The 19,467-nt window shown below is 74.7% G+C and carries 16 protein-coding genes and 1 pseudogene; 4 read left to right on the top strand and 13 right to left on the bottom strand.

The features are described 5' to 3' along the window. Window positions 1-50 precede the first annotated feature (50 nt). Entirely contained in the window at window positions 51-1,157 is a 1,107-nt protein-coding gene (locus FB457_RS05355) for a glycoside hydrolase family 183 protein (RefSeq protein ID WP_145781000.1), read from the top strand. Here the strand turns inward: FB457_RS05355 and FB457_RS05350 are convergent. The 11 genes from FB457_RS05350 to FB457_RS05300 all read right to left on the bottom strand — a co-directional run bounded on the left by FB457_RS05350 (window position 1,126) and on the right by FB457_RS05300 (window position 15,466). Beyond that, window positions 1,126-1,944, bottom strand: a complete 819-nt coding sequence (locus FB457_RS05350; RefSeq protein WP_145781278.1) for a putative protein N(5)-glutamine methyltransferase — start codon at window positions 1,942-1,944, stop codon at window positions 1,126-1,128. The two genes, FB457_RS05355 and FB457_RS05350, sit on opposite strands and share 32 nt — an antisense overlap. Window positions 1,945-2,101: 157 nt before the next feature. Next, the gene (locus FB457_RS05345) at window positions 2,102-3,772 is read right to left on the bottom strand and encodes a bifunctional 3'-5' exonuclease/DNA polymerase (RefSeq protein ID WP_145780998.1); all 1,671 of its coding nucleotides are present in this window, start codon (window positions 3,770-3,772) and stop codon (window positions 2,102-2,104) included. 462 nt (window positions 3,773-4,234) lie between these two features. Further along, window positions 4,235-5,263: a lysophospholipid acyltransferase family protein gene (locus FB457_RS05340; protein ID WP_145780996.1), complete on the bottom strand. Its 1,029-nt coding sequence runs from the start codon at window positions 5,261-5,263 to the stop codon at window positions 4,235-4,237. Continuing rightward, window positions 5,260-6,837 carry an NPN-dependent hydroxyacid isomerase, LarAH14/15/16 family gene (gene larAH / locus FB457_RS05335; RefSeq protein WP_253911139.1) on the bottom strand — a complete coding sequence of 526 codons (1,578 nt, stop codon included), beginning with the start codon at window positions 6,835-6,837 and terminating at the stop codon, window positions 5,260-5,262. Before larAH ends, FB457_RS05340 begins: the two co-directional genes overlap by 4 nt. A gap of 131 nt (window positions 6,838-6,968) precedes the next feature. Then, window positions 6,969-8,207, bottom strand: coding sequence for a zinc-dependent alcohol dehydrogenase (locus FB457_RS05330; RefSeq protein ID WP_047014649.1), 1,239 nt, complete (start codon window positions 8,205-8,207; stop codon window positions 6,969-6,971). After that, window positions 8,204-10,570 (bottom strand): HAD-IB family hydrolase, encoded by a 2,367-nt coding sequence (locus tag FB457_RS05325; RefSeq protein ID WP_047014650.1) that lies wholly within the window; start codon window positions 10,568-10,570, stop codon window positions 8,204-8,206. Before FB457_RS05325 ends, FB457_RS05330 begins: the two co-directional genes overlap by 4 nt. Before the next feature lie 61 nt (window positions 10,571-10,631). After that, a complete protein-coding gene (gene larC, locus FB457_RS05320) occupies window positions 10,632-11,888 on the bottom strand; it encodes a nickel pincer cofactor biosynthesis protein LarC (RefSeq protein WP_253911140.1) in 1,257 nt (418 codons plus the stop codon). Window positions 11,889-12,028: 140 nt separating this feature from the next. Next, window positions 12,029-12,766, bottom strand: a complete 738-nt coding sequence (larB, locus tag FB457_RS05315) for a nickel pincer cofactor biosynthesis protein LarB (protein ID WP_145780994.1) — start codon at window positions 12,764-12,766, stop codon at window positions 12,029-12,031. Then, window positions 12,763-13,761, bottom strand: a complete 999-nt coding sequence (gene larE / locus FB457_RS05310; RefSeq protein ID WP_047014652.1) for an ATP-dependent sacrificial sulfur transferase LarE — start codon at window positions 13,759-13,761, stop codon at window positions 12,763-12,765. The genes larB and larE overlap by 4 nt, the downstream gene beginning before the upstream one ends. Then, window positions 13,758-14,675 (bottom strand): ferritin-like domain-containing protein, encoded by a 918-nt coding sequence (locus tag FB457_RS05305; protein ID WP_145780992.1) that lies wholly within the window; start codon window positions 14,673-14,675, stop codon window positions 13,758-13,760. Before FB457_RS05305 ends, larE begins: the two co-directional genes overlap by 4 nt. Window positions 14,676-14,839: 164 nt before the next feature. Next, a complete protein-coding gene (locus FB457_RS05300; RefSeq protein WP_240661948.1) occupies window positions 14,840-15,466 on the bottom strand; it encodes a TetR/AcrR family transcriptional regulator in 627 nt (208 codons plus the stop codon). 133 nt (window positions 15,467-15,599) lie between these two features. Between FB457_RS05300 and FB457_RS05295 the strand changes: the two are divergent. The 3 genes and pseudogenes from FB457_RS05295 to FB457_RS05285 all read left to right on the top strand — a co-directional run. Continuing rightward, window positions 15,600-16,112 (top strand): annotated as a pseudogene (locus FB457_RS05295) (succinate--CoA ligase subunit alpha); the annotation flags it as partial. Next, complete coding sequence (locus FB457_RS05290) at window positions 16,109-16,300, top strand: hypothetical protein (RefSeq protein ID WP_047014655.1); 192 nt, start codon at window positions 16,109-16,111, stop codon at window positions 16,298-16,300. The pseudogene FB457_RS05295 and the gene FB457_RS05290, both read left to right, overlap by 4 nt. A gap of 124 nt (window positions 16,301-16,424) precedes the next feature. Next, window positions 16,425-17,246, top strand: a complete 822-nt coding sequence (locus FB457_RS05285; RefSeq protein ID WP_222439485.1) for a GDSL-type esterase/lipase family protein — start codon at window positions 16,425-16,427, stop codon at window positions 17,244-17,246. Here FB457_RS05285 and FB457_RS05280 read toward each other — a convergent pair. Together FB457_RS05280 and FB457_RS05275 are read right to left on the bottom strand one after the other, a co-directional pair. After that, window positions 17,230-18,849, bottom strand: coding sequence for a glycerol-3-phosphate dehydrogenase/oxidase (locus FB457_RS05280; RefSeq protein ID WP_047014657.1), 1,620 nt, complete (start codon window positions 18,847-18,849; stop codon window positions 17,230-17,232). The two genes, FB457_RS05285 and FB457_RS05280, sit on opposite strands and share 17 nt — an antisense overlap. Next, on the bottom strand, window positions 18,846-19,445 hold the full coding sequence (locus FB457_RS05275; RefSeq protein ID WP_047014658.1) for a TetR/AcrR family transcriptional regulator: 600 nt from the start codon (window positions 19,443-19,445) through the stop codon (window positions 18,846-18,848). The genes FB457_RS05280 and FB457_RS05275 overlap by 4 nt, the downstream gene beginning before the upstream one ends. Between the last annotated feature and the right edge of the window lie 22 nt (window positions 19,446-19,467).

Genomic DNA, 19,467 nt, shown 5'->3' with positions numbered 1-19,467 from the left:
GAGGGCCCATGGGCAGTCATCGCGAAGTCGGAGCCGGGCGCGGTACGCCCATGAGCAGGGCGCGGTTCCTGAGAACGGCGGCCGGCGCCGCCGTCGGCGGCGGGGTACTGCTGGGGACCGGCCGGGCGGCGGCGGAGCCGGCGGGCGCGGGCCGCGGGGGCGCGCCACGTGACGGGCGCGGGGCGGCGGCCCCGGAGGTGACCAAGATCCGGGACCTCACCGGGCCAGGGATCACCACCGCGTACCGGATGGAGGCCACCGACCTGGGCATCCCCGTGCGTACGCCGGACGGCCGGATGCTCTTCGTCTTCGGCGACACCTTCGAGGGGGCGCGCGTCGGCGGGGGCTGGTGGCGCTCGCCCGTCGCGCTGTACTCGCGGACGACGAACCTCGACGCGGGCGTCACCTGGTCCGGCGCGGTGGGCGGTGCGGCGGCGCAGCAACTGTGGGCGTACGAGCACGACAACCCCGTCTTCTCCACCGTCCTGCCGTCCGACGTCATCACCATCGGCTCGACGATGTATCTGCACGCCATGGTCAACAAGGGCCTCGGCAACGTCGTCTGGACGGAGATCTGGCGCTCCGACGACAACGGCGCCACCTGGGTGCACACCGGCGCGAAGTTCGCCCCCGACCTGCACGGCGGGCTCTTCCAGTTGCTGACCTGGGCGGCGGGCGACGACGGCTTCGTGTACGTGTTCTCCACGGAGTTCACCCGCAGCAAGCCGGTGATCCTCCAGCGGGTGCCGGCGGCCCGGATCGCCGACCCCGGCGCGTACGAGCCGTGGGGCTACCGCAACGGCGCCTGGGCGTGGGGCAATCCGCCGACGCCGGTGCTGGAGGGGCGCTTCGGCGAGATGTGCCTGCGGCCGATGGCGGGCAAGTGGATCCTCACGTGGTTCAACGAGGCCGACTACCGCATCGACGGCATCCTCATGGACACCCCCACGTCCAACCTGTACGAGGCGCACCGGCGGACGCTGGTGTGGGGCGGGCAGTGGGGCAACGAGGACGACTCACACGTGGCGCAGTTGTACGGCGGCTACGTCATCCCCGGCTCGACGCCGGACAACCTGCACCTGGCGGTGAGCCAGTGGAACACCGCGGAAGGCTGGCCGTACCGGGTCATGCAGCACCGGGTGAGGGGGTTCGTGTAGCCGGGCCCGCGCCGGGCCGCGCACCGCCCGCCCGCGGCGCGCGACCGGTGACGACCGTCGCCGCCAGGTCCGCGCACACCGCCGTGTGCGCCGTCAGCCCGGCGGCGGCGACGGCCGCGCGGGTACGGGGCTCCTGCCGCCCGCTCGTCTCCACGAGCAGCAGCCCGCCGGGCGCCAGCCACTCCGGGGCCGCCGCGATCACGCGGCGCTGCACGTCGAGCCCGTCGGCGCCGCCGTCCAGCGCGGTCAGCGGCTCGTGGTCGCGGGCCTCGGGCGGCAGGAACGGGACCTCGGCGGTGGGCACGTACGGGGCGTTGGCGACGAGCACGTCGACGCGGCCGCGGAGGTGTCCGGGCAGCGGCGCGTACAGGTCGCCCTCGTAGACGGTGCCGCCGGGCCCGACGTTGAGCCGGGCGCAGCGGACCGCGGCCGGGTCGACGTCGGCGGCGTGCAGCTCGGCGCCGGGCACGGCGGCGGCAATGGCGGCACCGATGGCGCCGGAGCCGCAGCACAGGTCGAGCACGACGGGGCATGCGGCGGTCGCCGCCGCCTCTGCGGCGTGCCGGACCAGGAACTCGCTGCGCCTGCGGGGTACGAACACGCCGGGCTCGACGGCGATGTGCAGCCCGCAGAACTCGGCCCGGCCCAGAACCTGTTCCAGCGGCCACCCGGCGACGCGGCGGGCGACGAGGGCGTCCAGCTCGGCGGGGGTGGAGGCGGCGGCCCGGAGGAGACGGGCCTCGTCCTCGGCGAAGACGCAGCCGGCGGCGCGGAGGCGGGCCACCAGCGGGGCCGGAGGGCCGGGCCGGTGAGGCGGGGGCTGGGGCGGTGCGGGTTCCTGTGGGCGTCCTTCGTGCCGTGCGGGTTCGTGGTGCGGGGCGTTCCGCTGCGGGGTCTCTGGCACGTACCCGTTCTACCTCGTGGCCCGTACGCTCCGCCCCTCCTTATTTCGCATCCGCGTAGCACTCCACCACCGCCGTCGTGAACGAGAACACCACCGGCGTCTGGCCGAACATCACCTCCCCCGCCCGCGCCGACGCCACCGCCAGCGCCTTCTCCACCGCCGGCGCCTCCGCCTCCGGGCAGTGCACGATCACCTCGTCGTGCTGGAAGAACACCAGCTCCGCCCGCATCCCCGCCAGCTCCTGGCGCAGCGCCGCCAGCAGGCACAGCGCCCACTCCGCCGCGCTCGCCTGCACCACGAAGTTGCGCGTGAAGCGGCCCCGCGCCCGCGCCGCGGCGCCCCCGCGGGCCGCCGCCCCGCCCCCGTCGTCCTCCTGCGGCAGCCCCGCCTCGCCGTCGTCCGCCGCCTCCGACGGCGCGCACGTACGGCCCAGATGGCTGCGGACGAGCCGGCCCTCCTCGCCGGCGCGGGCGGCCTCGTCCACGTACGCCACCGCGGCGGGGAAGCGGCGGCGCAGATCCGCCAGGTACGTCAGCGCGTCGCCGGAGGTCTGACCGTAGATCGCGCCCAGCAGCGCCAGCTTCGCCTCCGCGCGCCCGCCGGCGAACGCGCGGGCGGCCAGCGCCTCGTACAGATCCCTGGTACCGTCCGCCGCCGCCATCAGCCCCGCGTCACCCGAGACGGCCGCCAGCACCCGCGGCTCCATCTGGTCGGCGTCGGCGACCACCAGCCGCCAGCCCTCGTCCGCGACCACCGCGCGGCGCACCACCCGCGGGATCTGCAGCGCGCCGCCGCCGTGCGTGGTCCAGCGTCCCGACATGGCACCCCCCGGCAGGTACTCGGGGCGGAACCGGCCGCCGTGCACCCAGGTCTGGAGCCAGGACCAGCCGTGGGCGGTATGCAGCCGGTACAGCTTCTTGTACTCCAGCAGCGGGGCGACCGCGGGGTGGTCGATGTCCTGCAGCTCCCACTTGCGGGTGGAGGTGATCCTGACGCCCGCCTTGCGGAACGCGCGGACGACCTCCGCGGGCAGGTCGGGGCGGACCCGCTCGCCGAAGGCGCGGGACACGTCGTCGGCGAGCGCGGCGAGACGGGGCGGCTCCAGGCCGCCCGGGTAGCGGCCGCCGAGCAGCTCGGTGAGGAGGGCGTCGTGCACGTCGGCGCGCCAGGGCAGGCCGGCGTGGTGCATCTCGGCGGCGACGAGCATGCCGGCGGACTCGGCGGCGAGGAGGAGACGCAGGCGGTGCGGGTGGGCGGAGGCGGCGACGCGATCCTGCTGCGCGGCGTGGACGGCGAGGAGGGCGGGCAGGTCGTCGGTGCCGTGGGGGCGGGCGGGGGCGGCGTCGAAAAGGGTGGGCTGGGGCTCGCCGGCGAACGAGCGGGGCGGCGGGTCCTTCGGGACGGGGAGTCCGCGGAGTCGCGCCCAGGCGGCGGCGAGGGAGCGGGGCAGGCCCCACATCCCCTCGTGGCCGAGGAGGATGGCTTCGGCGGCTTCGACGTCGTGGCAGCGGGGGACGGTCTCGCCGGCGTCGAGGAGGCGGGGGTAGAACGCGGCGGTGGAGGACCAGATCCAGCGGTCGGCGGTGGGGTGGTGGCGGAGGGCGTGGGCGGGGTGGGGGTAGGTGTGTTCGGGGCCCTGGGGGTCGCCTGCGGCGTCGACGGGGCAGACGATGACCCCGCCGCGGGGTCCGTCGGCCATGGCCCAGCGCATGAGCCCGAGTCTGCCACCGCGCACTGACAACGGGCCGGGTCGGCAGGGGTTCGTCCCCCGACCCCGCCCCTTCCCGAACCCGGGGGCTCCGCCCCGGACCCCGCCGTTGCGCCCGCGGCGCGGTGGGCGGATTCAGGGGCTCCGCCCCTGAGACCCCGGAGTTGCCGCCCCCAGACCCCGCCACGACGCCCGACGCCCCAACGCCCAAAGACGCCAGGTGCTCCGCCCCTGCGACACCCCGGCGCCCCGGACCCCGCCGCGGCGCCCCGCCCCTGCCGTAACCTCGGCTCCGCCCCGGGCCCCGCGAGCGCCGGTGCGGCGCGGTGGGGAGCGTTCAGGGGCTTCGGCCCTGCGGTCACCGGGGCTGGCGCCCCGGATCGCCGTTACCGTGGCTCCGGCGTCGGCAGGTGCGGGGGCTGCGTCCCCTCCTGTGCCCCTCGCCTCGCCCCGGCGCCGTGGCCCTCAGTCGTCCCGCCACACCTCCCGGCGGCCGTCCCCCAGCGACGGTCTCGTCGCCTCCCAGACTCTCCGCCACTCCGCCACCGGCTTCCCCTGCTCCACCGGCGTCGACGTCAGCGGGAGCGCCGTCGTGCGGCCCTCCGGGAGGGTCAGGCGGCCCTCTTCCGCCGCGCGGAGCGACTGGTACCAGCCCAGGTCCTCCTCCGCCCACAGAGCGGCGATGTGGCGCAGCATGCGGGCGCGGAAGTCCGTGACCGACTCGCCCGTCTGCGGGGGCAGGGGGCGGCCGAAGCGGACCACCAGGCGCGTGCCCGTGCGGGTGGGCAGGGCCTTGCCGCGGGGCATCGCGGCGAACGTGCCGCGGACCGCCACCGGGACGACCGGGATGCCCATGTTCACGCACAGGCGCGACGCACCCATCTTGAACGAGCTCATCCAGCCGTCGTGCGACCGCGTGCCCTCCGGGTACAGCAGCAGGCTCCAGCCGTCGTCGATCAGCTCCGCCGGCAGCGACACCCCGCCGCGGCGCGAGCCGTAGCGGTCCACCGGGAAGGCGTTGAACATCAGCGCGGTGGTGATGCTGACCGCCGTCGAGGTGAAGAAGTAGTCCGCCGCCGCGCCGACCGCCGTGCGGTCGGCGATGCGGCGGGGCAGGGAGCCGAGGATCAGCGGCGTGTCGAGGTGGCTGGAGTGGTTGGCGACGAAGATCGCCGGGCCGCGCAGCGACTCCAGCAGGTCCAGGCCCTCGATCTGCGGCCGGGTCTTGGCCCACGCGTACTGCTTGAGCACCCCGCGCTGCAGGACGTTGCGCACCGCCCGGGCCGCGGGCGTCCGCGCCCACGCGGTGGGGAACGTCTTCTGTTCCACCTTCCCCGCCCCGAAGCCCGCCGCGCTGCCGCCCGGGGTGCGGTAGCCGCGCGGGGCCAGGGCCCGGCCCCGCCAGTCGCGGCCCGACCGCACCATCGCCAGGTCGCCGCGGAGGCTCCCCCGGCCCGGCTTGCCGCCCTTGCGCGGGCCCTTCGCGCCGCTCATCGGACGGACGCCAGGGTCAGCGGCGGCATGTGCTGGTAAGTGATGGAGGGGCTGGTGCCCACCGTCTGCGAGGCCAGTTGCAGCGCGTCGTTCAGCGTCGACGCCGACTGCACGCCGAGCCGGGACGCCGCGCTGCGGTCCGCGCCGACGAAGATGACCTGGCCCAGGTGCTGCATCGCGTGCGCGCCCCAGTACCACATGTAGAAGGGGTGCACGCCGTGGTAGGCGTAGCTCTTGCGGTAAAGGTGCGTGTACCACGGGTCGGTGGCGAACTGCTTCTCGAACTTGGCCTCGATGACCGCCGGGTCGGTGGTCTCGGCCAGCACCTCTTCGTAGAAGTCGATGTAGCTGGGGTGGTGCACGGGGTGGAACTCGTTCGGCATCGGGTGGTAGAAGATCCCGACGCCGCCCTCGCGCACGATCGGCTTGTTCAGATACAGGTTGAAGAAGTAGCCGAGGCCCAGGCACATCGTCAGGATCGGGTTCATCACCGAGTTGACGTTGTACGGGCAGATGTACGGCAGGCCGTACACCGCGACGTCCGCCTGCCCCTGCACCTCGGTGAGCTGCTGGCGGTGGACGTTGCGGAGGGTGATCGGGTGCACCTCGCTCGGCGCGCCCGCGTTCACGCCCGTGACCCCGTACGGCGCCTCCGTCTTGTGCCACAGCCGGCGCCGCATCGACGGCGTCATCAGGGAGTTGCCGCGCCGGGAGGCGAGGTAGGCCGCCTGGTCGCCGTAGTTCCACTCCCACTCGCGCTTGTTGAGGAAGCGGGTGGCGGACGGGAAGGTGTCGTTGTTCAGCGTCGTCTCGACGGTGAACACCTTGACCTGGCCGCCGATCAGGTCGTGCATGCGGTTGTACGAGTGGTGCATGGCCGACTTCGGGGGGTCGTTGAACGACCGGGAGTGCCGCAGCGTGTGCACGTTGTGGTGGTGGCGGATGCTGCGGTAGCTGGCCAGGCCCACCGACACCGACTTGGGGCCGCCGCTCATCGCCGTCGAGGTGATGTTGACGTAGACGACGAGGTCGCTCTCGGCCGCCCGCCGGTTGATCTCGACCTCCTCGCCCTCCGCGGTGTCGCCGAGGTGCACGAGGTTGTCGCGGTCCTCGGCGTCGTGGTTGGTGAGGTGCTGCGGGAAGAACGACCGGAACACCCGGTCGCCCACGACGTGCTGCAGCTCCGCCGGGGTCATGCGCCGGTGCAGGGCGTTGGCGGCGATCAGCTCGACGTCGTCGACGCCCTTGACCGCCGCCATCTCCAGCACCTGCTCGATGATCCGCTGGCGTACGTCGGGCCGGCGCATCGGCGGCAGCGGGAGCGACAGGTCGTCGAAGACGATCGTCAGCCGCATGCCGGCGAAGAGCAGCTCGGGCAGGGGTTCGCTGCCGTGCGGTTCGAGCAGCGCGCGGCGGATGACCCCGTCGAGGTCGCGGATGCCGGGCAGCGAGTCGGGCGGGTAGATCACCCGGGTGCCGTGGGGCAGCCGCTCCAGCCGGAAATTCTCGCCCTCGTGCACCAGCAGGGGCGGGGTTCGTTCGTCGACTTCCAGCACGAAGCCTGGTCTGCTCACGCTCTCTCCTCAGTGTGGTCGCCGGCGCCTGCAGCGGGCGGCGGTGCGGGCGTCGGGTGCCCGGCGGCTGCGTACGGCGGTGGGGGGCGGCCGACTACGGTACCGGCCCCTACCCTGCCATTCGTCCCCGGTCAGCCGTCCAGGGTCGGATCAAAGGCGATCTTGACGGAGCCCGCCGAGCCGGCCGCGAACGCGTGCTCCAGCGCAGGGCGCCACTGCTGGAGCGCATAGCGTTCGACGTACCCGTCCAGGGGCGCGGTGGCGGCGAGCTGCACCGCCTTGTCGAAGTCGGTGCCGGCGCGGCCGTCGGGGCCCGCGTCCGGGTCGTCCGGGGTGACGTCCTCGCGGCGTCTGGTCGTGTACGCGCCGACGAGGCTCAGCTCCCGGTACCAGAGCGGGGTCAGGTCGGCGCCCCCCGGAATGCCGGACACGACGACCGTCCCCCCGGCCCGTACGGTACGCAGCGCGGTGTCGAGGCCGGCGCCGCCGCCGGTGCACTCGAACGCGATGTCCGCCCCGCCGAGCAGGAACTCCGACCCCATCTCGGGACGCTGGGCGAGCGCCGAGGTCATCCGGCGGACGGCGCGCAGCGCGCGGTCCGGCTCGACGGCCTCGTCCGCGCCCAGCGCCAGCGCCCGTTCGCGCTGGTGGCCGTGTTTGGCGACGACGTGGATGGTGCCCGCCTCGGTGAGCTGCCGCAGCGCGAGCACGGTGAACAGCCCCACCGTGCCGGCGCCGATGACCAGCACCGAGGCGCCCGGCTCGATCGGCACCCGGCGCACCGAGTGGATCGCGCACGCCAGCGGCTCGACGAGCACCGCGCGCTCGTCCGGCAGGTCGTCGGGCACCGGGCGGAGCTGGTGCTCGTGGGCGACCATGCGCTGCGCCCAGCCGCCGCCGGTGTCGGCGCAGTAGCCGGTCTGCATGCCGGGCGACAGGTGCCCGGAGGTGATGTGGTCGCAGCGGTTCGTGTGCCCGGCGCGGCAGGCGTCGCACTCGGGCAGGCCGCGCACCGCGCAGGAGAGCACCGGGTCGAGCACGACGCGGGTGCCGCGCGGGATGGTCGGCAGGTCGTCGACGGTGGTGCCGACGACCTCGTGTCCCGGCACGAACGGCGTGGACGTCAGCGCCGCCAGATACGGCGACACGGTGCCGTTGAGCATCCCGAGGTCCGAGCCGCAGATGCCGGACAGGCTGGGCGCCAGCCGGGTCCAGCCGTCGCCCTTGGGCAGTTCGCGCCGGTCGCGGGTGAGCCGCAGCGGCGCGAGCGAGCCGGCCAGCGAGCCGGCGGCGCGGCTGCGGGTGCGGCTGAGCCCGCGGGCGGCCAGGAAGCGCGCGGGCGAACGGTGGTACTGAAGCGCCAGGCTCATCGGGCCTCTCCGTCGGATGCGGTGCGGCCGGCCGCGGGCAGGGCCCGTACGGGACGCGGCCGGGTGTGGCTGATCACGGTGCCCGCGAGCGCGTCCCAGCGGCTCGCGGTGTGCGTCCCCCAGCGGGCGATCTCCCAGCGGTGGCGCTTGGCGTGCCGGAACAGCCGGGTGTCGGGGTTGACCGCGTGCGGCTTGCCCACGACCTCCAGCAGCGGCCGGTCCGAGTAGCTGTCGGCGTAGCCGAAGCTGGCGCCGAGGTTCAGTTCCCGCTCGCGGGCGTGGCTCTGCAGCCACGCCGCGCGGCCCTCGCCGACGATCGGCGGGGTGCGCAGGAAGCCGGTCAGAACGCCGTCGTGCTCGGCGAGATGGGTGGCCTCGATGTCGTCGAAGAGCGGCCGCAGCGGCTCCACGAGCAGGTCGAGGCTGCCGGTGATGAGCACGGTGCGGTGTCCTGCGGCCCGGTGCGCGCGGATGCGGCGTACGGCCTCGGGCATCACGCGGTGCAGCAGCGCGTCGCCGACCTGCTCCGCGACCAGGGCGCGCAGTTCCTCCGCGCGTGCGCCCTCGTAGCGGCGGAAGAAGGAGCGCATCACGTCGCCGCGGTCGCGCCGCTCCGCGAGCAGGTAGCGCGGCGCGTTGCGGGCGAGGTCGAACAGCTCGGGGGCCCAGCGCCCGCGCGGCAGCGACGCCAGCCGGGTCCAGACGTAGGACTCGACGATGTCGGAGGCGATGATCGTGCCGTCCAGGTCGAAGACGGCGGCCGTGCTGCCGGCGGCGACGTCGCCGCCGGACGGGAGCGCGGCCGGGTTGGGCTTGCGGGTCTTGCGTCCGCCGCCGGTTCTGGCCCGCAGCGGCGCGGTGACCTTGGGGCAGTGGACCTCTTCGAGGTACGTGTACCAGTCGATCTCGGCCGGGTCGAAGCCGTGCTCGGCGGCGCGGTCGGCGGGCAGCGCGGCGTTCAGCGCGCGCAGCTCGCGGTCGTCGTAGACGACGGCGGTGCGGGTGTAGACGCCGTACAGGTCGGAGTAGCGGCGCAGGGTCTCCAGCGAGCGCTTCTCCTTGTGCAGCCTGCTCGCCCACTCCTGGGTGCGCTCGGTGCCGGGCAGTTGGCCGAGGAGCTTGTCGGCGAGGTTCGCGGCGCGCTCGCCGGCGCCGAGCGCGAACTCCACCCGGGCGGCGCCGGGGAACGTCCACGACGGCGGCCGGACGTGGCCGCGGCCGCTGCTCTCCGGCAGCGGGTCCCGGCGGAAGTAGGAGTGCACGTGCTTGTAGAGGTCGCGCAGGGTGAGGGGGTTGGTGGCGCCGGAGCCGACGTGGAAGTAGTGCGGTCCCGCGTCCTCCTCGGGTGGCGCCGCGGCCGCGGCGAGGGTGGCGTTGACGACGAGGTCGACGGGGACGACGTCCATGACGGTGTCCGGCTGCCCCGGCATGTCGCGCAGCAGCCCGCTGCCGTACGCGATGATCAGCGGGTCGGCCATCTTGAAGCCGTCGATCCAGCCCGGGTACGGGTGGCGCAGCGCGCTCTCCACGATCGCGGGGCGCACGATCGACAGCGGCCGGCCCGCCCACAGCTCCTCGACGGCGCGCTCGGACATCGCCTTGGTGAAGGTGTAGACGTCGGAGAAGCCGAGGATCTCGGCGCGGGTGGCACCGTGTTCGACGAGTCGCTCCTCGACCCAGGCGCGGCGGGCGTCCTCGGCGTCCTTGGCGGCGATCTGCGGTCCCGCCTTGCCGTGGTCGCGGCCGGCCTTCTCCAGCGCCTTGCGCAGCACCTCGGGGCGGCGGGAGGCGCGCTCGACGTCCTCGCGGGCGGCCAGGCCCTGGGCCAGCTCGCCGCGCCAGTCGACGTCGTGGGTGAGCCGGCCCTCCCGGACGAGGCCCTGGCCGCCGCTGGAGACGTACGCGGTGGAGATGTGCACGATGTGCGGCGGGCGCTCCTGCCTGCCCAGCTTCTCGTACAGCGCGACGGCGCCGGAGACGTTGCTGCGGAACGCCTCGTCGATGGGCGGGTCGAAGGAGACGGACGAGGCGCAGTGGATGGCGACGTCGATGTCCGCGGGGAACTCGACGTCCTCCAGCCTGTCGAGGGCCCCCTCGATGACGGTGACGCGCCGCTCCGCCTCGGCGAACGCGGCCTCGTCGCCGACCTGTTCGCGCCAGGTGCGGAAGACGTCCTTGCGCAGCAGGCGGCGGAAGCGGTCGGCGGCGCCGCCGTTGCCCCGCGGGCGGACGACGATCGAGACGCGGGTGCCGGGATGGCCGGACAGCAGCCGCTCCAGCAGCGCCTGCCCGATGAAGCCGGTGGCCCCCGTCAGCAGGACGTGCGCGTCGTCGAGTCGCCCGATGCGGTAAGTCCCCGTCACTCGTGCCCTCCCCTGGTCTGGTCTTGCATGTGCCGGTCTCTGTTTCTCTTGCGGACCGGCGTCAACCGGTGGCGGGCCGCGGCACCGCCAGGTCGCCCCGGTAGCGGACTGCGGCAGCTTCGCACACCGCGCGTACGGGCCAGCCCAGCGCGGCCGCGGCGGCCTCCGCTTCGGCCAGTTCAGGCTGCACGGTGAGCGCGCCGCCGGGTCCTTCCGCGACCTTGACGGTGATCTGCTGCTCGGCGCCGGGCGGGCCGACGGCGACCACGGCGCTCTGCCGGGGCAGCATCAGGCGCCGGTGGGCGGACCAGCGGACGCCGAGCGTGGTGGTGTGCCGGAAGAGCGCGTCGGCCACGGCGGGCCGCACCTCCGCCGCGCACAGCGCGGTGACGACGCGGCCGGGGCGGCCGTGCCTGCCGACGGTCTCGGTGGTCCAGCAGTCCCACGCGCCGGCGGCGCGCAGGGCGGCGAGGACCGAGGGCCACAGCCGCGGGTCGAGGTCGTCGACGGTGCTCTCCACGGCGGTGACCTCGCCCTCGGCGGGCCCGCCGGACGCGGCGGCGGTGCGGGTGCCGACGACGACGCGGGTGATGTTGGGGCGGTCGGGGGTGTCGCGGCGGCCGCCGCCGGTGCCCACGGCCCGTACCGTCATGTCCGGCAGCGGTCCCGGCGCGGCGAGGGCGGCGACGAGCGCGGCGCCGGTGGGGGTGGTGCGCTCGCCGGCGAGGCCGCCGCCGGTCAGCGCGAGGCCGCCGGCGGCGGCCAGGTGCAGTACGGCGGGTACGGGGACGGGCATCCGGCCGTGCGCGCAGTCGACTTCCCCGCTGCCGGCGGCGAGCGGGGAGGTGGTGACGGCGGCGCCGGGGGCGAGCAGCCCCAGATCGGCGAGGGCGGCGGCGCAGCCGACCACGTCGGCGAGCGCGTCGAAGGCGCCGACCTCGTGGAAGTGGACCTCCTCGGCGGCCGTGCCGTGCGCCTTCCCCTCGGCCTCGGCGAGCAGCCGGAAGACGCGGGCGGCGAAGTCCGCCGCGGGCGGGGCGAGTCCGGCGCCCGTGGCACGGTCGAGGTCGGCGAGGACGTCGGCGAGGTGCCGGTGGTGGTCGGGGACGGCGGGGCGGTGGACGGTGACGCGGTGGCACCCGAAGCCGCCGCGGCGGTCGCGCGCCACGGACACGTCGAGCCCGTCGATCTTGAGTGCGGCGAGGGCGTCACGTACGGCCGCCAGGCGCGCACCGGCGTCGAGCAGCGCGCCGAGCAGCATGTCGCCGGCCACCCCGGCGGTGCAGTCGAGATGGGCCGCGGCCGTCCCCTCAGCCACCGTGTGTCACCCCCGGCGAGTCCCGTTCGTGAGCGGTGGGGGAGCCCTTCCCGTACGTCTCCGCCGCCACACCGGCGCGCGGGGCGGCCTCCCCCGTGTGAGCGACGTCGTACGCGAAGGCGGGGCGGGCGCTGCGCTCTTCAGTCACCGGCGCGTACCCCCACGATCTTGGCGGCGTGCACAGCGGCGCCGAAGCCGTTGTCGATGTTGACGACCGTGAGCCCGGGGGCGCACGAGGCGAGCATCGCGCCCGCGGCGGCGCGGCCGCCGTCGGCGAAGCCGTAGCCGACGCTGGTGGGGACGCCGACGACGGGGGCGGTGAGCAGTCCGGTGACGACGCTGGGGAGGGCGCCGTCCATGCCCGCGACGACGATCGCGCAGTCCGCGGCACGCACCTCGGCGAGCACCGAGAGAAGCCGGGACAGCCCGGCGACGCCGACGTCGGCGTAGAGCCGGGAGCCGGTGCCCAGGGCGTCGAGGGTGGCGACGGCCTCGCGGGCGACGGGCAGGTCGCTGGTGCCGGCGGTGAGTACGGCGACGGTACCGCGCGGGGCCGGCAGCGGGCCCACGGTGACGGTGCGGGCGCGGGTGTCGACCCGTACCGGCTCGTCGGCGAAGGTGTCGGGCGCGTCCCGCAGCACCTCCTCGGGGCAGCGGGTGGCCAGCGCCGGGGAGTCCGGTGCGCGGAGGCGCAGTTCGGCGAGGAGCTGGAGGGTCTGCTGCGGGGTCTTGCCGTCCGCGTAGACGACCTCGGGCACGCCGGTGCGCCGCCGCCTGCCCACGTCGAGGCGGGCGAAGTCGCCGACCTCCGCGACGCCGCCGGACAGCAGCCCGGCGAGGCCGGTGGGGTCGAGGGCGCTGCCGCGCGGCTCGCTCATCGCGTCGGCGCTCCGTCGGAAGAGACGGTGCGGGAGGCGGCGCGGGCGGCGGTGCTCACCGCGCCCGTACGGTACGGGGCGAGGCTGCCCTCGCCGAGCGGGCCGACGGCGGCGACCTCGCGCAGCAGCGTGTCGCCGAGGCCGTGGGCGGCGGCGACCTCGCGGTGCGCGGGCGCGTCCAGCTCGATCCGGAATCCCTGCTTCAGCAGCCGTACGCGGACGTCGCGGGCGCCCACCCGGTGCTCGTCCAGCGTCTCGCGGACCCGCTCCTCGGCCCGTTCGACCAGGTGCAGCCGGTCCTTGGAGACCGTGATGCCCACCGCGATCCGGGACGCGAGGCACGGCATGCCGGGCTTCTCCGCGACCGGCAGCCCCCACGCCCGCGCGACCGCGCGCACCGCGGCCTTGCCGAGCCCGGCGGCGGCCAGCGGTTCCGCGGCGGCGAGTTCCTTGGCGGCGCGCAGCCCCGGGCGGTGGGCGGCGCGGCGGTCGTCGAGGTGGGTGCCGGTGGCGACGTGCGCGAAGCCGTGCTCCGCGGCGTAGCCGGAGACCCGGCCGAGGACGGTCTGCTTGCAGAAGTAGCAGCGGTCGCCGGCGTTGGCGCGATAGCCAGCGACGGACAGCTCGTCGGTGTCCAGCACGACGAGTTCGGCGCCGAGGTCCGCCGCCGTCTCGCGGGCGAGGGCCAGCTCGCCGCGGGCCAGGGCGGGCGAGTCGGCGATGACGGCGACGGCCCGGCCGGGGCCGAGGGCGCGTACGGCCGCGGCGAGGACGACCGTGGAATCCACGCCACCGGAGTATGCCACCGCGACGCTGCCGAGTCGTCCGACTTCCGCCAGCAGAGCGGCGGCGGCCGCGCCCGCGTCCGGCTCGCCGGAGTCCGCGGCCGCCGCCCCCGGTGCGGGGACGGCCGCGGGGTCACCGGCGGCGGTTGCGGTGGGCCCGCGCCGGTCGGCGGCGGGGCCGTGGTGCGCGGCGGGGCCGGCGTCCGTCATGCGTGTGAGCCCGCCGATCGACGTCGTACGGCGGCGATCCCGGCCGCGCCCGCGACCACCGCGGCGCCCGCGACCAGCCGCTTGCGGGAGCCGCGCTTGGCGGCGCCCACGTCGCCGACCGGCACGCCGACGCCGAAGCCCGCGACGCCGCGCTGGACCAGGTTGAGCCCCTCCATGCCGGGAAGCTTGTGCACCTTCTCGTCGATCTTGCGCACGGCGGTGGCGCCCGCGTCGTCACCCAGCAGGTGCCGCAGCACGAACTGGGTCTCCTCCACGGGCTGGATGGTGGAGCCGACCGGCTGCCAGAAGCGCTCGGTCACCCAGCGGGCCAGTGAACGGGCGCGCTGGGAGCGCTCCAGGCGCTCCTTGGCCTGGCTGGCGTAGAACGCGAGATGGCGGGACTCCTGACGCTGTATGCGGCCGAGCAGCTTGGTGAGCTCGGGGTGCTGCTCCTTCTCGATGAGGCTGCCGTACGCGGCGTGCGCGGACCACTCGTTTATGGCACCCCACGTCATGTGCACGGCGACGAAGTCGTCGCCGATGGCGTTGGCCGCGATGGACTGGTAGATCGGCGCCAGCCGGTCCTTGAGCCCCTGCGCCTCGCGCACCTCGCGGATGTGGTCGTAGTCGGCCTTCTGCCCGTGGGCGCGCAGCACCGAGTCGATCGCCTCGCCGTGCCAGAACTCCTCGAAGGCCCACATCGACATGAACGCCGTGACGTCCGGATCCCGGTGTGAGGGGGTGACGAGCACGTCCCGCAGGTAGCAGACCGTGTGGCTCTCCACGTCCGACATGTACCGCAGACAGCGCAGCGCCTCCGCGGACAGCGGGCGCTCGGCGAACGCGTCGAGATCCAGATCGTCGACCTGGACGCGTCCGGCCGTGTTGATGTAGCCCGGTATGTCGAAGGCCATTGCTCTCCCTCCGGCAGATGCGCCGATTGCGCCGAGTCCATCACGGCACGAAGCTCTTTATCAACATCTGTTGAGTTAGCTCGCGATTCTAGATCGCGGCCTGACCCGCACGCCACTGCCCCCACCCGTGACGCAGCAGACACTCCTGAGGTTGACTCGGCGCGCTAACTCGCTGCGGCGGGAAGCGGTCCGAAGAGATAGCCGTCGATGGTACGGCCCACGATCTCGGCCAACTCCGGCCGAGGCAACTCGGCGAGCGGGCCGAAGCGCACCACGTACCGCACCAGCGCGGTGCCCACGAGGTGGGAGCCGGCGAGGCCGGCGCGCAGCTCCGCGCGGTCCTTGACGGCGCGGGAGGCGATGCGGGCGACCAGTTCGCGGGTGATGAAGTCGCGCAGGATGGCGGCGGCCGGCTGGTACGAGGCGGCGGAGAGCAGGATCGCCTGAAAGGGCCACCTGGTCTCGGCGTCGTCCCACAGATCGAAGTAATAGGCGGCGAGCCGGCCGCCCAGACCGTCGGAGGCGTCGCCGATGATTCGCCCGAGCACGTCGTCGGGGCGCATCACGTCGGCGATGGCGGCCAGGTACAGCCCTTCCTTGCTGCCGAAGAACTGGACGAGGAGGGACGGGTCGACGCCCGCCTCGCGCGCGACCGCGCGCAGGCTGCAGGCACCGTAGCCGCGGGCGAACATGCGCTTGGCGGCCCGGATGATGTCCGCCCTGGTGTCGGGACGGCCGGGGCGGGGCCCGAGCGGCCGCACCCGAGGGCCCAGCGTTCTCTTCCCGGTCACGGTGGTCGCTCACGCTCCAACGCAGGTGTGCATTTTGCTCATTGCGTCAAGTCTTCGGTGAACGCCCGGCCGGGACAAGAGGGGCGGGCCAAAGCTCCGGTCAAGAGGGCACGTCGGCGAGGCCGCGGGCGTACGGCTCGTCGGCCCCGACTGCCCCGGGCTGTTCTCCCCCGGCCTCTCCAACGCCGGCATCATGCCCGCCGACGTCACCGGCCCCGGCCGCATCGGCCTGGTGTCGAAGTCCGGCACGCTCACGTACCAGTTGATGTACGAGCTGCGCGGCCTCGGCTTCTCCACCTGCGTCGGCATCGGCGGCGGCCCGGTCGTCGGCACCACGCACATCGACTGCCTGCGCACCTTCGAGGCCGACCCGGACACCGAACTCGTCGTGGTGATCGGCGAGATCGGCGGCGACGCCGAGGAGCGGGCCGCGGACTACCTCAAGGCCCACGTGACCAAGCCCGTCGTCGGCTACCTCGCCGGCTTCACCGCCCCCGAGGGCAAGGCCATGGGCCACTCCGGCGCCATCGTCTCCGGCTCCTCCGGCACGGCCCAGGCGAAGAAGGAAGCCCTGGAGGCCGCCGGCGTACGGGTCGGCACCACCCCGTCGGAGACGGCGCGGCTGGCCCGCGGGGCGCTGGGATGACCGGCGCCGAGGACCTGCTCGCCCGGCGCCGGGGCGGCGCGGCCCTCGCCCCGCTCGATCCGGCGGCCAGGACACCGGCCGGCAGGGTCGCCGTACTCGCCTGCATGGACGCCCGGCTGGGCGTCACCGAGGGACCGGCGGGCGAACGCCCGCCGGGCAAATTCCCCGATTATCAGCTCATGCCCTGATGAACGCGCGTCACACGGACTGAACGGCTCATCACAGGCGCGCAGTTGCAACTTGGCATGGACATGGGTCTCAGGGGGCAGGGTGTGGTTACCACTCGGTACAACCTCACCCCCAGGGGGTTCCATGAGAACTGCCCGGCCCTTGCGGCTGCTGCTGGGTTTCCTCGTCGCCACCACAGTGGCGCTGCTCGGCAGCGTGCCCGCGCAGGCCGCCGAGAGCGCGGCCGGCTCGAGCGCCTACGCCGAAAACTACGTAGCGCTCGGCGACTCCTACGCCTCCGGCGTGGGCGCCGGTTCGTACGACTCGGCGAGCGGCGACTGCAAACGCAGCAACAACGCCTACCCGGTGCTGTGGAAGAACGCGCACGCCCCGGCGTCCTTCTCCTTCACCGCCTGCTCCGGCGCCCGTACCAACGACGTCATCAACAACCAGCTCGGCCCGCTCAACTCCGGCACCTCCCTCGTCTCCATCAGCATCGGAGGCAACGACGCGGGCTTCGCCGATGCCATGACCACCTGTGTGCTCCAGGGCGAGTCGGCCTGTATCAACCGCATCAACCAGGCGCGCACCTATATCGAAGGCACCCTTCCGGGGCGGCTGGACGCGGCTTACGACGCGATCACCGCCCGCGCCCCCAACGCGCAGGTGGTCGTGCTCGGCTACCCGCGGATGTACAAGCTCAACGGCGGCTGCTTCTTCGGCATCAGCGAGCGTTCCAGGGCCGCCATCAACGGCGCCTCGGACCTCCTGAGCGACGTGACCGCCAAGCGCGCGGCCGACCACGGCTTCGCGTACGGCGACGTCCGGCCGACGTTCTCCGGGCACGAGATCTGCTCGGACAGCGAATGGCTGCACAGCGTCACCTTCCCCATCGGTGACTCGTACCACCCCACGGCGGCCGGGCAGTCCGGCGGCTACTACCCCGTGTTCAACGGCCTGGCCTGACCGCCGACCGCACCGCGGACAGCACCTCGCGGGCGGCCGCCACCGCGGCCGCCCGCTCCGCCGCCACCAGCCCCAGCCGGGTGCGCCGGTCCAGCAGGTCGGCCTCGTCGAGCGCGCCCTCGTGGCGTACGGCCCACACCAGCTCGGCGCCGGTGACCGGATACCCGGGGACGACCGGCGCGGCAAGTGCCGGCTCGGCGGCGGCCAGCGCCTGCACCGCAGGCGCCTCCGTCCCGTAGCGCTGCACCAGCCGGCGCGGCGCGTCGAGCCCGGCCAGCTCCGCCGCGGGCGCGGCGCCGACGAGCGGCAGCCGGGCGGTGCGGCACGGGCCCGCGGTCAGTCCCGCGCAGGACACGGCCGTGTCCACCGCGTCCTCTGCCATCCGCCGGTACGTCGTCAGCTTGCCGCCGACGACGGTGACCACGCCGTCCGGGGAGGTGCGGATCGCGTGCCTGCGGGAGAGGTCGGCGGTGCTGCCGTCGCTCTCCAGCAGCGGGCGCAGCCCGGCGAAGGCGCCGACGACGTCCGACCGGCGCACCGGCACGTCAAGCGCCGAGTCCAGCACGTCCAGCAGGAAGCCGACGTCCGTCTCCGGCGCCGCCGGCACGTCCGGCACCTCGCCGTCGACCGGCTCGTCGGTCAGCCCCACGTACACCCGGCCGTCGTCCTGCGGCAGCACCAGCGCGAACCGTCCCGTCGCGCCGGGGATCGGGATGTGCACCCCGGCCCCGCCGGGCTGGCGCCCCATCCCCAGCGCCTCGGCGCGCAGCACCAGATGCGTGCCGCGCGAGGGGCGCAGCCGCACCCCCGGGACCAGCGAACCGGCCCACACCCCGGCCGCGTTGACCACCGCGCGGGCGCGGATCCGGAGCCGCTCCCCCGTCGTCTCGTCGCGGACCACGGCGCCGGTGCCGGTCAGCTCCTCCGCACGGACCCGGGTCAGCACCCGGGCCCCGTACCCCGCGGCCGTCCGCGCGACTGCCGTCACCAGCCGGGCGTCGTCGGTCAGTTGCCCGTCCCAGGAGAGGAGCCCGCCGCGCAGCCCGTACCGCCGCAGCCCGGGGACGAGCTGCCCGGTCTCCACCGCGGAGAGCCGGCGGGGCGGCGGCAGCGCCGCGCGGGACGTGCGCGCGGCGGCGCGCAGCAGGTCGCCCGAGCGCAGTCCGGCCCAGGCGACGGCGGCCTGCGCGCGGGTGGTGAGCGGGGTGAGCGGGATGACGAACGGCTGGGCGTGCACGAGGTGCGGCGCGATGTGCTCCAGCAGCGCGCCGCGCTCCACCGCGCACTCGCGGGCGATGCCGACCTGCCCCGAGGCGAGGTAGCGCAGCCCGCCGTGGATGAGCTTGCTGCTCCAGCGCGACGTGCCGAACGCCAGGTCGTGCGCGTCGATCGCGGCGACGGAGAGACCGCGCGCAGCGGCGTCCAGGGCGACGCCCGCGCCGGTGGCGCCGAGCCCGACGACCAGCAGGTCGACGCGCTCGCCGGCCGCCAGCGCGGCCAGCTCGCGGGTGCGGCGGCGGGCGTTCAGGGAGAAGTCCCGGGGGGCGTCGGCCGCGCTCGCGGCACTCGGGCCGGCGGGCCCGCCGGCGGGCTGCACGGTCATGGCGAGAGCATCCTCTCCAGCACCCCGCGCAGCTCGTGCTCGAACGCGGCGGTGCCGAGGTCGGGGTCGTCCTCGTCGGTCATGGTGCGCATGGAGAAGGTGAAGGACTGCACGACGAGCAGCGCGGCCCTGGCCTGCCGCACCGCGTGCCCCTCGCGTACGGAGCCGTCGGCGTGGCCCTTGCGGACGTCTTCGGCGATCAGGTCGAGCAGGACGTCCTGGCTGGCGCCGCGGCGGTCGAGCATGTACGGCAGCAGCAGTTCGGGGTCGACGTCGAGGATTTTGCGGAACAACGGGTGCGCGCGCAGCGCGCGCGAGCCCTCCGTGAGCCCCGCCACCAGGACCTCGCGCGCGTTCGCCGCGCCGTCCGCGGCGGGGAGCGCCCCGCGCGCGACACCGATCCACTCGCGCGTCATGAGATCGCCCACGAGGGACTGCACGTCGGGCCAGCGCCGGTACAGCGTCATCCGCGACACGCCCGCGCGGCGGGCCACGTCCGTGAGCGTGGTGCGGCGCACGCCCACGGCCAGGACGCAGTCCCGCAGCGCGTCGAGCGCGAGGTCGTCCAGCGAGGGCTTGTGACGTTTCGACTTCACCTGTCACAGTGTAACGAGGATA

The sequence above is a fragment of the Streptomyces sp. CNZ287 genome (genome assembly GCF_007827615.1).
This window is presented reverse-complemented; position numbering and strand designations above follow the sequence as displayed.

Excerpts from the sequence above, each read along its gene's own strand:
- FB457_RS05355 (WP_145781000.1), top strand. The coding sequence starts at position 51 with ATGAGCAGGGCGCGGTTCCTGAGAACGGCGGCCGGCGCCGCCGTCGGC.
- FB457_RS05285 (WP_222439485.1), top strand. The coding sequence starts at position 16,425 with ATGAGAACTGCCCGGCCCTTGCGGCTGCTGCTGGGTTTCCTCGTCGCC.
- FB457_RS05330 (WP_047014649.1), bottom strand. The coding sequence starts at position 8,207 with ATGAGCCTGGCGCTTCAGTACCACCGTTCGCCCGCGCGCTTCCTGGCC.
- FB457_RS05305 (WP_145780992.1), bottom strand. The coding sequence starts at position 14,675 with ATGGCCTTCGACATACCGGGCTACATCAACACGGCCGGACGCGTCCAG.
- FB457_RS05280 (WP_047014657.1), bottom strand. The coding sequence starts at position 18,849 with ATGACCGTGCAGCCCGCCGGCGGGCCCGCCGGCCCGAGTGCCGCGAGC.
- FB457_RS05340 (WP_145780996.1), bottom strand. The coding sequence starts at position 5,263 with ATGAGCGGCGCGAAGGGCCCGCGCAAGGGCGGCAAGCCGGGCCGGGGG.
- larE (WP_047014652.1), bottom strand. The coding sequence starts at position 13,761 with ATGACGGACGCCGGCCCCGCCGCGCACCACGGCCCCGCCGCCGACCGG.
- FB457_RS05345 (WP_145780998.1), bottom strand. The coding sequence starts at position 3,772 with ATGCGCTGGGCCATGGCCGACGGACCCCGCGGCGGGGTCATCGTCTGC.
- larB (WP_145780994.1), bottom strand. The coding sequence starts at position 12,766 with ATGAGCGAGCCGCGCGGCAGCGCCCTCGACCCCACCGGCCTCGCCGGG.
- FB457_RS05290 (WP_047014655.1), top strand. The coding sequence starts at position 16,109 with ATGACCGGCGCCGAGGACCTGCTCGCCCGGCGCCGGGGCGGCGCGGCC.